The following is a 12,310-nucleotide window of genomic DNA, read 5'->3' as shown; positions in this document are numbered from 1 at the left end:
TCACACCGCCCTCATCAGCAGGGTCGCGGCGATGAGGATCGCCGTCCCCCCGAACATCGAGACCGCGTAGCTGCGGGCGTAGCCGTTCTGCAGCTTGCGCAGCCGGCCCGAGAGCCCGCCGACCGAGGCGGCCGTCCCGTTGACCACCCCGTCGACCAGGCTGTGGTCGACGTACACGAGCGAGCGGGTCAGGTGCTCGCCGCCGCGCACCAGCACGACGTGGTTGAAGTCGTCCTGGAGCAGGTCCCGTCGGGCCGCCCGGGTGATCCAGCTGCCGCGCGGGGCGACCACGGGGACGGGGCGCCGGCCGTACATGGCCCAGGCGACGGCGACGCCGACGACGAGGACCACCATCGTGGCCAGCGTGACCGTCATGGCGCTGACCGGCGGGTGGCCGTGCGCGTGCCCGGTGACGGGCTCCAGCCACTTCACAAACCGGTCGCCGACACCGAACAGACCGCCGGCGAAGACCGACCCGAAGGCCAGCACGATCATCGGGACGGTCATGGACTTCGGGGACTCGTGCGGGTGCGGCATCTCCCCGGCCCGGTGCTCGGCCGCCGGTTCGGCGCTGGGCACCGCGTCCGCGTCGGGCGCGGGCTGCCAGCGCTTCTCGCCGAAGAAGGTGAGGAGCATGACGCGGGTCATGTAGAACGCGGTGACGGCCGCGCCCAGCAGGGCCACCGATCCCAGGATCCAGCCCTCGGTGCCGCCCTTCGCGAAGGCCGCCTCGATGATCTTGTCCTTGGAGAAGAAGCCCGACAGGCCCGGGAAGCCGATGATGGCCAGGTACCCGAGGCCGAAGGTCACGAAGGTGACGGGCATGTACTTCCGCAGGCCGCCGTACTTGCGCATGTCGACCTCGTCGTTCATCCCGTGCATCACGGAACCCGCCCCGAGGAAGAGGCCCGCCTTGAAGAAGCCGTGGGTGACCAGGTGCATGATCGCGAAGACGTAGCCGATCGGACCGAGGCCCGCGGCGAGGATCATGTAGCCGATCTGCGACATCGTCGAGCCCGCCAGGGCCTTCTTGATGTCGTCCTTCGCGCAACCGACGATCGCACCGAAGAGGAGCGTGACCGCGCCCACGACGGTGACCGCGAGCTGCGCGTCCGGCGCCCCGTTGAAGAGGGCGCCCGAGCGGACGATCAGGTACACACCGGCCGTCACCATGGTCGCCGCGTGGATCAGGGCCGAGACCGGGGTCGGGCCCTCCATCGCGTCACCGAGCCAGGACTGCAGCGGGACCTGCGCCGACTTGCCGCACGCGGCCAACAGCAGCATCAGGCCGATCGCCGTCAGCTTGCCCTCGGACGTCTCGCCCGCGGCGCCGAGCACCGGCCCGAAGGCGAAGGTCCCGAAGGTGGTGAACATCAGCATGATCGCGATCGACAGGCCCATGTCACCGACCCGGTTGACCAGGAAGGCCTTCTTCGCGGCGGTGGCCGCGCTGGGCTTGTGCTGCCAGAAGCCGATCAGGAGGTACGAGGCGAGGCCCACGCCCTCCCAGCCGAAGTACAGCAGCAGGTAGTTGTCGGCGAGGACCAGCAGCAGCATGGCCGCGACGAACAGGTTCAGGTAGCCGAAGAAGCGGCGGCGGCGCTCGTCGTGCTCCATGTACCCGATCGAGTACACGTGGATGAGCGTGCCCACCCCGGAGATCAGCAGGACGAAGGTCATCGAGAGCTGGTCGAGCTGGAAGGCGATGTCCGCCTGGAAGCCCTCCACGGGCACCCAGCTGAACAGCCGCTGGTGCAGGGCCCGGTCCTCGGCGCCGCGCCCCAGCATGTCGGCGAACAGCACGGCGCCGATCCCGAAGGAGACGGCCGCGAGCAGGGTGCCGATCCAGTGGCCGGACCTGTCGAGGCGCCGGCCGCCGCACAGCAGCACCGCCGCTCCGAGCAAGGGCGCTGCCACCAGCAGCGCAATCAGATTTTCCACTGTGAGCGCCCCTTACAGCTTCATCAGGCTGGCGTCGTCGACCGAGGCCGAGTGGCGGGTACGGAACAGCGACACGATGATCGCCAGGCCGACCACGACCTCCGCGGCGGCGACGACCATCGTGAAGAACGCGATGATCTGGCCGTCGAGGTTGCCGTGCATCCGGGAGAAGGCGACGAAGGCGAGGTTGCAGGCGTTGAGCATCAGCTCGACGCACATGAACAGCACGATCGCGTTCCTGCGGATCAGCACTCCGGCCGCGCCGATGGTGAACAGCAGGGCCGCCAGGTACAGGTAGTTGACCGGGTTCACTTCGAGGCCTCCTCATGCGCGTCACGGCCGAGGCGCTCCGAGGAGCGCTGCTCCAGCGCCTTGAGGTCGGAGAGCGCCTCGCCGGAGACGTCCCGGATCTGGCCGCGGGCGCGCAGCGTCTGGCTGACCGTGAGCTCGGACGGGGTGCCGTCCGGGAGCAGGCCGGGGACGTCCACCGCGTTGTGCCGGGCGTAGACGCCGGGCGCCGGAAGCGGCGGGAGCTGCACGCCCTCGCGTACGCGCCGCTCGGCCAGCTCGCGCTGGGTGGCGGCCCGTTCGGTGCGCTCTCGGTGCGTGAGCACCATCGCGCCGACGGCCGCGGTGATCAGCAGCGCGCCGGTGATCTCGAAGGCGAAGACGTACTTGGTGAAGATCAGCTGGGCCAGACCCTCGACGTGTCCGGCGGAGTTGACCCGGCCGAGCCCGTTGAAGTGGTCGAGCTTGGCGTTGCCGATGCCGGCGATCAGCAGGATACCGAAGCCGAGCCCGCACAGGACGGCGAGCCAGCGCTGCCCCTTGATGGTCTCCTTCAGGGAGTCGGCGGCGGTGACGCCGACGAGCATGACCACGAAGAGGAAGAGCATCATGATCGCGCCGGTGTAGACGATGACCTGGACGACGCCCAAAAAGTAGGCACCGTTCGCGAGGTAGAAGACCGCCAGGATGATCATCGTCCCGGCCAGGCTGAGGGCGCTGTGCACGGCCTTCTTCATCAGGATCGTGGACAGCGCGCCGATGACGGCGACCGTGCCGAGGACCCAGAACTGCACGGCCTCGCCGGTGGAGGTGAGCGAGGTGGAGGCCGCGGCGAGCGAAGCGCTCATCGTCCGATCACCTCCTGCGCGGCGGGCTCGTCCGGCCCGGAGTCCGAGGCCGCCTCCTGCGGGGCCGCCGTGTCGGCGGGGACCTGACGGACCGTGCCGGGGGCGGCCGCGGTCACCAGACCGCGGTAGTAGTCCGTGTCGTCCATGCCGGGGAAGATCGAGTGCGGTGCCTCGACCATGCCCTCGGTGAGACCCGCGAGCAGCTGCTCCTTGGTGTAGATGAGCGATTCACGGCTGGAGTCGGCCAGTTCGAACTCGTTCGTCATGGTCAGCGCCCGCGTCGGGCACGCCTCCACGCACAGCCCGCACAGGATGCAGCGGGCGTAGTTGATCTGGTAGACCCGGCCGTACCGCTCGCCCGGGGAGTAGCGCTCCTCCTCGGTGTTGTCCGCGCCCTCCACGTAGATGGCGTCGGCGGGACAGGCCCAGGCGCACAGCTCGCACCCGATGCACTTCTCCAGACCGTCCGGGTGCCGGTTGAGCTGGTGGCGTCCGTGGAAGCGCGGAGCGGTCGTCTTGTGCTGCTCCGGGTACTGCTCGGTGAGGCGCTTCTTGAACATGGCCTTGAAGGTCACGCCGAAGCCCGCCACCGGGTTCTGCCACTTGTCGCTCTGGTCAGCGTCAGACATTCTCAGCACCCTCCTCTCGGTCACTGTCAGTATTCGTCCCGCCACTGACAATCAGCTCCCGCTCACTGCGAGGCCGCCTGCGCGGTACGGGTGCCAGGTGCTGGCCGGGCTTGGGCGGTACGGGGAATCCGCCCGCCAGCGGGTCGAAGGGCTCGGCGTCCCGCACGGCCTCCACGGCCGCCGCCTTCTCCCGCTTGTCGCGGAAGAGGTCCGCGACGAAGGACAGCAGCAGGATCGCCACGACGGCGCCGCCGACGTAGAGGACGATCTCGCTGAAGTCGTACCGCTCGTTGCGCAGCGCCCGCACGGTGGCCACCAGCATCAGCCAGACCACGGAGACCGGGATCAGGACCTTCCAGCCGAGCTTCATCAGCTGGTCGTAGCGCACGCGCGGCAGCGTGCCGCGCAGCCAGATGAAGAAGAACAGGAGCAGCTGCACCTTGAGGACGAACCAGAGCATCGGCCACCAGCCGTGGTTCGCGCCCTCCCAGTAGGTGGAGATCGGCGCCGGGGCCCGCCAGCCGCCCAGGAAGAGGGTGACGGAGACCGCCGAGACGGTCACCATGTTGACGTACTCGGCGAGCATGAACAGCGCGAACTTGATGGACGAGTACTCGGTGTTGAAGCCCCCGACCAGGTCGCCCTCGGACTCCGGCATGTCGAAGGGGGCGCGGTTCGTCTCGCCGACCATCGTGATGACGTAGATGATGAAGGAGACCGGCAGCAGGATGATGTACCAGCGGTCGGCCTGGGCCTCCACGATCGCCGAGGTCGACATCGACCCGGAGTAGAGGAAGACCGAGGCGAAGGCCGCGCCCATCGCGATCTCGTAGGAGATCATCTGCGCGCAGGAGCGCAGACCGCCGAGGAGCGGGTAGGTGGAGCCGGAGGACCAGCCCGCCAGGACGATGCCGTAGATGCCGACCGATGCCACCGCGAGGATGTAGAGCATCGCGATGGGCAGGTCGGTCAGCTGCATCGTGGTGCGCTGGCCGAAGATGGAGACCTCGTTGCCCGAGGGGCCGAAGGGGATCACCGCGATGGCCATGAAGGCCGGGATCGCCGCGATGATCGGGGCCAGGACGTAGACGACCTTGTCGGCCCGCTTGACGATGACGTCTTCCTTGAGCATCAGCTTCACGCCGTCGGCGAGCGACTGGAGCATGCCCCAGGGGCCGTGCCGGTTCGGGCCGATGCGCAACTGCATCCAGGCGACGACCTTGCGCTCCCAGACGATGGAGAAGAGCACCGTCACCATCAGGAAGGCGAAGCAGAACACCGCCTTGACGACGACGAGCCACCAGACGTCCCGCCCGAACAGGGACAGGTCCTCGGCGGCCAGCTGTACCGCGTTCACGCGCCCACCTCCGCAGTGGTGCCGTCGGCGCCGGCCGGGGTCGCCGGGCCGATGCGTACGAGGGTGCCCGGGCGGGCGCCCGTGTCGGCGAGCACTCCGCCGCCCACCGAGTTCAGCGGGAGCCAGACCACCCGGTCGGGCATCTGCGTGATCCGCAGCGGCAGTTCCACCGATCCGGCCGGTCCGGTGACCGCGAGGACGTCGCCGTCCTTGACGCCCGTCTCGGCGGCCGTCGCCGCCGACAGGCGGGCGCTCGCCTCGTGCCGGGTCCCGGCCAGGGCGTCGTCGCCGTCCTGGAGCCTGCCCTGGTCGAGCAGGAGCCGGTGGCCGGCGAGGACCGCCTCGCCCAGACCCGGGCGGGGCAGCGGCGCGGTGTCCGCGGACTGTTCGGCGGCCCGCTCCCCGGCCCACGTGCCGAGCCCGTCGAGCTCCCGGCGTACGGCGTGTACGTCGGGCAGCGCGATCGGCCGGTCGGCGGCGTCGGCCAGCATGTGCAGCACGCGGGCGTCGGCCGGGGCGAGCCGGCGGGTCATCTGGTCGGGCTTGAGCGCGGCCTCGAACGGCCGGACCCTGCCCTCCCAGTTGATGAACGCGCCCGCCTTCTCGGCGACCGCGGCGACCGGCAGGACCACGTCCGCGTGGTCGGTGACCTCGCTCGGCCGCAGTTCCAGCGACACCACGAAGGCCTCCTGGAGGGCGACCCGCGCACGGGCCGGGTCCGGCAGGTCGGCGACCTCCACACCGGCGACCAGCAGGGCGGACAGCTCCCGGGTCGCGGCCGCTTCGACGATCTGGCCGGTGTCGCGGCCGTAGCGGTGCGGCAGTTCGTCCAGGCCCCAGGCGGCGGCGACCTCGTCGCGCGCCCGCGGGTCGGTGGCCGGGCGGCCGCCGGGCAGCAGGGACGGCAGCGCGCCCGCCTCGACGGCGGCCCGCTCCCCGGCCCGGCGCGGGATCCACACCAGCGCGGCCCCGGTCGCGGCGGCGGCCCGTACGGCGGCGGTCAGCGCGCCGGGGACCCCGGCGAGCCGCTCGCCCACGACGATGACCGCGCCGGGCCGGCGCAGCGCCTCGGCGGCCTGCTCCCCGCCGGCCTCCAGGCCGGTCCGCGTGGCCAGGGCGGCCAGCCACTCCGGTTCGGTGCCGGGGGCGGCGGCCAGCAGCGTGCCGCCCGCCTTCTCCAGACCGCGGGTCGCGAAGGGGGCGAGGGCGAAGGTCCGCTGCTTGTGCTTGCGGTGGGCCTTGCGCAGCCGAAGGAAGACTCCGGGGGCCTCCTCCTCCGCCTCGATGCCGGCCAGCAGGACGGCCGGCGCCGCCTCCAGCGAGGTGTACGTCACTCCCGCGCCTCCCCCGGCCTTCGGCCGGGAGGTGCCCCCAAGGTCCTTGCCGGTGCCGGCCACGGTGGCGGCCAGGAACTCGGCCTCCTCCGCGCTGTGCACGCGGGCCCGGAAGTCGATGTCGTTGGTGTCCAGCACCACCCGGGCGAACTTGGCGTACGCGTAGGCGTCCTCGACGGTGAGCCGGCCGCCGGTGAGCACCCCGGCCCGGCCGCGCGCGGTGGCGAGCCCGTTGGCCGCTGCCTCCAGCGCCTCCGGCCAGCTGGCGGGGGCGAGGATCCCGTCGGCGCCGCGCACCAGCGGGGTGGTGAGCCGGTCGGGGCGCTGCGCGTAGCGGAACGCGAACCGGCCCTTGTCGCAGAGCCACTCCTCGTTGACCTCGGGATCCTCGGCGGCGAGGCGTCGCAGCACCTTGCCGCGGCGGTGGTCGGTCCGGGTCGCGCAGCCGCCCGCGCAGTGCTCGCACACGCTCGGGGAGGAGACGAGGTCGAAGGGGCGGGAGCGGAACCGGTAGGCGGCCGAGGTCAGCGCGCCGACGGGGCAGATCTGGATGGTGTTGCCGGAGAAGTACGACTCGAAGGGGTCGCCCTCGCCGGTGCCGACCTGCTGGAGCGCACCGCGTTCCAGCAGCTCGATCATCGGGTCGCCGGCGATCTCGTTGGAGAAGCGGGTGCAGCGGGCGCAGAGCACGCACCGCTCGCGGTCCAGGAGCACCTGCGTGGAGATCGCGACGGGCTTCTCGTAGGTGCGCTTCATGCCTTCGAAACGCGATTCGGCGTTGCCGTGCGACATCGCCTGGTTCTGCAGCGGGCACTCGCCGCCCTTGTCGCAGACCGGGCAGTCCAGCGGGTGGTTGATGAGCAGCAGCTCCATCACCCCGCGCTGGGCCTTGTCGGCGACCGCCGACGTCAGCTGGGTCTTGACGACCATGCCGTCGGTGCAGGTGATGGTGCAGGAGGCCATTGGCTTGCGCTGGCCCTCGACCTCGACGATGCACTGGCGGCAGGCGCCGGCCGGGGAGAGGAGGGGGTGGTCGCAGAACCGGGGGATCTCGATGCCGAGCTGTTCGGCGGCCCGGATGACGAGCGTGCCCTTGGGAACCGAGAGCTCGGCCCCGTCGATGGTCAGCGAGACCAGATCGCCGGGCGGTACGGCGGGCCCTCCGCCACCGGCGGGAGCGTTACTGGTGACGGTCATGCGTTCACCTCCGTGTCAGCCCAGAGGGTCGACTTCCTGGGGTCGAAGGGGCAGCCCCTGCCCGTGATGTGCTGCTCGTACTCCTCGCGGAAGTACTTGAGCGAGGAGAAGATCGGGCTGGCCGCGCCGTCGCCGAGCGCGCAGAAGGACTTGCCGTTGATGTTGTCGGCGATGTCGTTCAGCTTGTCGAGGTCGGACATGACGCCCTTGCCGGCCTCGATGTCGCGCAGGAGCTGGACCAGCCAGTACGTGCCTTCGCGGCAGGGCGTGCACTTGCCGCAGGACTCGTGGGCGTAGAACTCGGTCCACCGGGTGACGGCCCGCACCACGCAGGTGGTCTCGTCGAAGCACTGGAGGGCCTTGGTGCCGAGCATCGAGCCGGCGGCGCCCACGCCCTCGTAGTCGAGCGGGACGTCGAGGTGCTCGTCGGTGAACATGGGGGTGGAGGAGCCGCCCGGGGTCCAGAACTTCAGCCGGTGCCCGGGCCGCATCCCGCCGCTCATGTCGAGCAGCTGGCGCAGGGTGATGCCGAGCGGGGCCTCGTACTGGCCGGGGCCGGCGACGTGCCCGGAGAGCGAGTACAGCGTGAAGCCGGGGGACTTCTCGGTCCCCATCGCCTTGAACCAGTCCTTGCCCTTGTTCAGGATCGCGGGAACCGAGGCGATGGACTCCACGTTGTTCACGACAGTGGGGCACGCGTAGAGCCCCTCGACGGCAGGGAAGGGAGGACGCAGCCGGGGCTGACCGCGCCGGCCTTCGAGGGAGTCGAGCAGCGCCGTCTCCTCGCCGCAGATGTATGCGCCCGCCCCCGCGTGCACCGTGATGTCGAGGTCGAGCCCGCTCCCCAGGATGTCCTTGCCGAGGTAACCGGCCTCGTACGCCTCGCGCACCGCCTCGTGCAGGCGCCGCAGGACCGGCACGACCTCGCCGCGCAGGTAGATGAAGGCGTGCTGCGAGCGGATCGCGTAGCAGGCGATGATCATTCCCTCGATGAGGGAGTGCGGATTGGCGAAGAGGAGGGGGATGTCCTTGCAGGTTCCCGGCTCCGACTCGTCCGCGTTCACCACGAGGTAGTGCGGCTTTCCGTCGCCCTGCGGGATGAACTGCCACTTCATTCCGGTGGGGAAGCCCGCGCCGCCGCGGCCGCGCAGGCCCGAGTCCTTCACGTAGGCGATGAGGTCGTCCGGGGTCATCGCGAGGGCCTTGCGCAGGCCCTCGTAGCCCTCGTGGCGCCGGTAGGTCTCCAGCGTCCACGACTCGGGCTCGTCCCAGAACGCCGTCAGGACGGGTGCGAGGAGCTTCTCCGGGCTCGTGCCGTTCTTACTCAGTTCCGTGGACACGGACATCACTCCCCTCCCTCGGTGGTGGCCTCGCCACGCGGGTGGACGATCGGGGTGTGCGGCGATTCGCCGCGGGCGATGCGCAGTCCGATCAGGGAGGCGGCGCCGGCGCCGCCGCTCGCCGCGACCGCGCCCTCGCGCTCGTCCGGGAAACCGGCCAGGATCCTGGCGGTCTCCTTGTAGGTGCACAGCGGCGCGCCCCGGCTCGGCGCGACCTCGCGGCCGGCCAGCAGGTCGTCCACCATGGCTTTGGCGGACTCGGGGGTCTGGTTGTCGAAGAACTCCCAGTTGACCATCACCACGGGGGCGTAGTCGCAGGCCGCGTTGCACTCGATGTGTTCGAGGGTGATCTTGCCGTCGGGCGTGGTCTCGTTGTTGCCGACCCCGAGGTGCTCCTTGAGCTCCTCGAAGATGGCGTCGCCGCCCATGACCGCGCAGAGGGTGTTCGTGCAGACGCCGACCTGGTACTCCCCTGAGGGCTTGCGCCGGTACATCGTGTAGAAGGTCGCCACCGCGGTCACCTCGGCGGTGGTCAGGCCCAGCACCTCGGCGCAGAAGCGGACGCCGGTGCGCGAGACGTAGCCCTCCTCGGACTGGCACAGGTGCAGCAGCGGCAGCAGTGCGGAGCGGCTGTCGGGGTAGCGGGCGATGACGTCCTTGGCGTCCGCTTCGAGGCGCTCGCGTACCTCCGCCGGGAAGTCGGGGGCGGGCAGCTGGGGCATACCCAGCGAGATCTCTGTCATCGGTCGACGCCTCCCATCACGGGGTCGATGGAGGCGACGGCGACGATGACGTCGGCGACCTGGCCGCCCTCGCACATCGCCGCCATGGCCTGCAGGTTGGTGAAGGACGGGTCGCGGAAGTGGACCCGGTAGGGGCGGGTCCCGCCGTCGGAGACCACGTGGACGCCGAGCTCGCCCTTGGGCGACTCGACGGCCGCGTACGCCTGTCCGGCCGGGACCCGGAAACCCTCGGTCACCAGCTTGAAGTGGTGGATGAGGGCCTCCATCGAGGTGCCCATGATGTTCCTGATGTGGTCGAGCGAGTTGCCGAGGCCGTCCGGGCCCATCGCCAGCTGCGCGGGCCAGGCGATCTTCTTGTCGGCGACCATCACCGGGCCCGGCTCCAGCCGCTCCAGGCACTGCTCGACGATCCGCAGCGACTGGCGCATCTCCTCCAGGCGGATCAGGAACCGCCCGTAGGAGTCGCAGGTCTCGGTGGTCGGCACGTCGAACTCGTAGGTCTCGTAGCCGCAGTACGGATCCGACTTGCGCAGGTCGTGCGGCAGGCCGGCGGAGCGCAGGATCGGGCCGGTGGCGCCGAGCGCCATGGCACCGGTCAGGTCGAGGTAGCCGACGTCCTGCATGCGGGCCTTGAAGATGGGGTTGCCTGTGGCGAGCTTGTCGTACTCCGGCAGGTTCTTCTTCATGGTCTTGACGAAGTCGCGCAGCTGGTCGACGGCGCCCGGGGGCAGGTCCTGCGCGAGGCCGCCGGGACGGACGAACGCGTGGTTCATGCGCAGTCCGGTGATCAGCTCGAAGATGTCGAGGATGAGCTCGCGGTCGCGGAAGCCGTAGATCATGATCGTGGTCGCGCCCAGCTCCATGCCGCCGGTGGCGATGCACACCAGGTGGGAGGAGAGCCGGTTGAGCTCCATCAGCAGGACGCGGATGACGGTGGCGCGGTCCGGGATCTGGTCGGTGATGCCGAGCAGCTTCTCGACGCCGAGGCAGTACGCCGTCTCGTTGAAGAACGGCGTCAGGTAATCCATGCGCGTGACGAAGGTGGTGCCCTGCGTCCAGTTCCGGAATTCGAGGTTCTTCTCGATGCCGGTGTGCAGGTAGCCGATGCCGCAGCGGGCTTCGGTGACCGTCTCGCCGTCGATCTCCAGGATCAGGCGCAGCACTCCGTGGGTGGAGGGGTGCTGCGGGCCCATGTTGACGACGATCCGCTCGTCGTCGGCCTTGGCCGCGGACTGGACGACCTCGTCCCAGTCGCCGCCGGTGACGGTGTAGACGAGGCCTTCGGTCGTCTCGCGCGAGGAGGCGGGGGAGGCCGGGGAGGCGTGGTTTGACGTGGACATCAGCTGTACGACCTCCGCTGGTCGGGAGCCGGGATCTGGGCGCCCTTGTACTCGACGGCGATGCCGCCGAGCGGGTAGTCCTTGCGCTGCGGGAAGCCCTGCCAGTCGTCCGGCATCATGATCCGGGTGAGGGCCGGGTGCCCGTCGAAGATCAGGCCGAAGAAGTCGTACGTCTCGCGCTCGTGCCAGTCGTTGGTCGGATAGACGGAGACGAGCGAGGGGACGTGCGGGTCGCTGTCCGGGACGGACACCTCCAGCCGCAGGATCCGGCCGTGGGTGAGCGAGCGCAGGTGGTAGACGGCGTGCAGCTCGCGGCCCTTGTCCCCGGGGTAGTGCACCCCCGAGACGCCGGTGCACAGCTCGAAGCGCAGGGCCGGGTCGTCGCGCAGGGTGGCGGCGACCCGGACGAGGTGCTCGCGGGCGATGTGGAAGGTGAGCTCGCCCCGGTCGACGACCGTCTTCTCGATGGCGTTCTCGGGCAGCAGGTCCTGCTCCTCCAGGGCGCCTTCGAGTTCGTCGGCCACCTCGTCGAAGTAGGAGCCGTACGGGCGGACGGCCGGGCCGGGCAGGCGTACGGAGCGCACGAGGCCGCCGTAGCCGGAGGTGTCGCCGCCGCCCAGGGCGCCGAACATGCCGCGCTGGACGCGGATCTCCTCGCCGTGGTCCCCGCGCTGGCCGGGGAGGTTCTCGCGGCTGAGTTCCTTGTCGGGGTTGGGTTCGCGGGTCTCACTCACCGGAGCAGCCCCTTCATCTCGATGATGGGGAGGGCCTTGAGGGCCGCCTCCTCCGCCTCACGGGCCGCTTCTTCCCGGTTCACGCCGAGCTTGGAGCCCTGGATCTTCTGGTGGAGCTTGAGGATCGCGTCCATCAGCATCTCGGGGCGCGGCGGGCAGCCGGGCAGGTAGATGTCCACCGGGACGATGTGGTCCACGCCCTGGACGATCGCGTAGTTGTTGAACATTCCGCCCGAAGATGCACAGACCCCCATGGAGATGACCCACTTGGGAGCGGGCATCTGGTCGTACACCTGCCGCAGCACGGGCGCCATCTTCTGGCTGACCCGGCCGGCCACGATCATCAGGTCGGCCTGGCGCGGGGAGCCGCGGAAGACCTCCATGCCGAAGCGGGCCAGGTCGTACCGGCCCGCTCCGGTGGTCATCATCTCGATGGCACAGCAGGCGAGGCCGAAGGTCGCCGGGAAGACGGATGACTTGCGCACCCAGCCCGCGGCCTGTTCGACGGTGGTCAGCAGAAAGCCGCTCGGCAGCTTCTCTTCCAGTCCCATGGAAAATT

Annotated in this window: 11 protein-coding genes; all 11 read right to left on the bottom strand. The window is 70.1% G+C overall.

The window, feature by feature from the left end; translation table 11 throughout:
• The 11 genes from nuoL to AC07DU_RS27575 are packed head-to-tail and all read right to left on the bottom strand — an operon-like array spanning position 1 to position 12,302.
• Entirely contained in the window at positions 1-1,941 is a 1,941-nt protein-coding gene (gene nuoL / locus AC07DU_RS27625) for an NADH-quinone oxidoreductase subunit L (protein ID WP_479114261.1), read from the bottom strand.
• A gap of 12 nt (positions 1,942-1,953) precedes the next feature.
• Entirely contained in the window at positions 1,954-2,253 is a 300-nt protein-coding gene (nuoK, locus tag AC07DU_RS27620; protein WP_045946785.1) for an NADH-quinone oxidoreductase subunit NuoK, read from the bottom strand.
• Positions 2,250-3,077 carry an NADH-quinone oxidoreductase subunit J gene (locus AC07DU_RS27615; protein ID WP_360890788.1) on the bottom strand — a complete coding sequence of 276 codons (828 nt, stop codon included), beginning with the start codon at positions 3,075-3,077 and terminating at the stop codon, positions 2,250-2,252. The genes nuoK and AC07DU_RS27615 overlap by 4 nt, the downstream gene beginning before the upstream one ends.
• Complete coding sequence (nuoI, locus tag AC07DU_RS27610; protein ID WP_360890785.1) at positions 3,074-3,706, bottom strand: NADH-quinone oxidoreductase subunit NuoI; 633 nt, start codon at positions 3,704-3,706, stop codon at positions 3,074-3,076. Before nuoI ends, AC07DU_RS27615 begins: the two co-directional genes overlap by 4 nt.
• On the bottom strand, positions 3,699-5,063 hold the full coding sequence (nuoH, locus tag AC07DU_RS27605; protein ID WP_360890782.1) for an NADH-quinone oxidoreductase subunit NuoH: 1,365 nt from the start codon (positions 5,061-5,063) through the stop codon (positions 3,699-3,701). Before nuoH ends, nuoI begins: the two co-directional genes overlap by 8 nt.
• Entirely contained in the window at positions 5,060-7,594 is a 2,535-nt protein-coding gene (locus AC07DU_RS27600; protein WP_479114258.1) for an NADH-quinone oxidoreductase subunit G, read from the bottom strand. Before AC07DU_RS27600 ends, nuoH begins: the two co-directional genes overlap by 4 nt.
• Entirely contained in the window at positions 7,591-8,940 is a 1,350-nt protein-coding gene (gene nuoF / locus AC07DU_RS27595) for an NADH-quinone oxidoreductase subunit NuoF (protein ID WP_360890776.1), read from the bottom strand. Before nuoF ends, AC07DU_RS27600 begins: the two co-directional genes overlap by 4 nt.
• Entirely contained in the window at positions 8,940-9,677 is a 738-nt protein-coding gene (gene nuoE / locus AC07DU_RS27590; RefSeq protein ID WP_360890773.1) for an NADH-quinone oxidoreductase subunit NuoE, read from the bottom strand. The genes nuoF and nuoE overlap by 1 nt, the downstream gene beginning before the upstream one ends.
• Complete coding sequence (locus tag AC07DU_RS27585) at positions 9,674-11,017, bottom strand: NADH-quinone oxidoreductase subunit D (protein WP_360890770.1); 1,344 nt, start codon at positions 11,015-11,017, stop codon at positions 9,674-9,676. The genes nuoE and AC07DU_RS27585 overlap by 4 nt, the downstream gene beginning before the upstream one ends.
• Positions 11,017-11,751: an NADH-quinone oxidoreductase subunit C gene (locus AC07DU_RS27580; protein WP_361941329.1), complete on the bottom strand. Its 735-nt coding sequence runs from the start codon at positions 11,749-11,751 to the stop codon at positions 11,017-11,019. The genes AC07DU_RS27585 and AC07DU_RS27580 overlap by 1 nt, the downstream gene beginning before the upstream one ends.
• Positions 11,748-12,302: a NuoB/complex I 20 kDa subunit family protein gene (locus AC07DU_RS27575; protein ID WP_030010012.1), complete on the bottom strand. Its 555-nt coding sequence runs from the start codon at positions 12,300-12,302 to the stop codon at positions 11,748-11,750. Before AC07DU_RS27575 ends, AC07DU_RS27580 begins: the two co-directional genes overlap by 4 nt.
• Positions 12,303-12,310: the final 8 nt, after the last annotated feature.

The sequence above is a fragment of the Streptomyces sp. NPDC045695 genome (assembly GCF_056432025.1).
Note: the sequence above shows the minus strand (reverse complement) of the source record. Positions and strands in the feature narration are given on the sequence as shown.

Excerpts from the sequence above, each read along its gene's own strand:
- AC07DU_RS27615 (WP_360890788.1), bottom strand. The coding sequence starts at position 3,077 with ATGAGCGCTTCGCTCGCCGCGGCCTCCACCTCGCTCACCTCCACCGGC.
- AC07DU_RS27585 (WP_360890770.1), bottom strand. The coding sequence starts at position 11,017 with ATGTCCACGTCAAACCACGCCTCCCCGGCCTCCCCCGCCTCCTCGCGC.
- AC07DU_RS27600 (WP_479114258.1), bottom strand. The coding sequence starts at position 7,594 with ATGACCGTCACCAGTAACGCTCCCGCCGGTGGCGGAGGGCCCGCCGTA.
- AC07DU_RS27575 (WP_030010012.1), bottom strand. The coding sequence starts at position 12,302 with ATGGGACTGGAAGAGAAGCTGCCGAGCGGCTTTCTGCTGACCACCGTC.
- nuoE (WP_360890773.1), bottom strand. The coding sequence starts at position 9,677 with ATGACAGAGATCTCGCTGGGTATGCCCCAGCTGCCCGCCCCCGACTTC.
- nuoI (WP_360890785.1), bottom strand. The coding sequence starts at position 3,706 with ATGTCTGACGCTGACCAGAGCGACAAGTGGCAGAACCCGGTGGCGGGC.
- nuoF (WP_360890776.1), bottom strand. The coding sequence starts at position 8,940 with ATGTCCGTGTCCACGGAACTGAGTAAGAACGGCACGAGCCCGGAGAAG.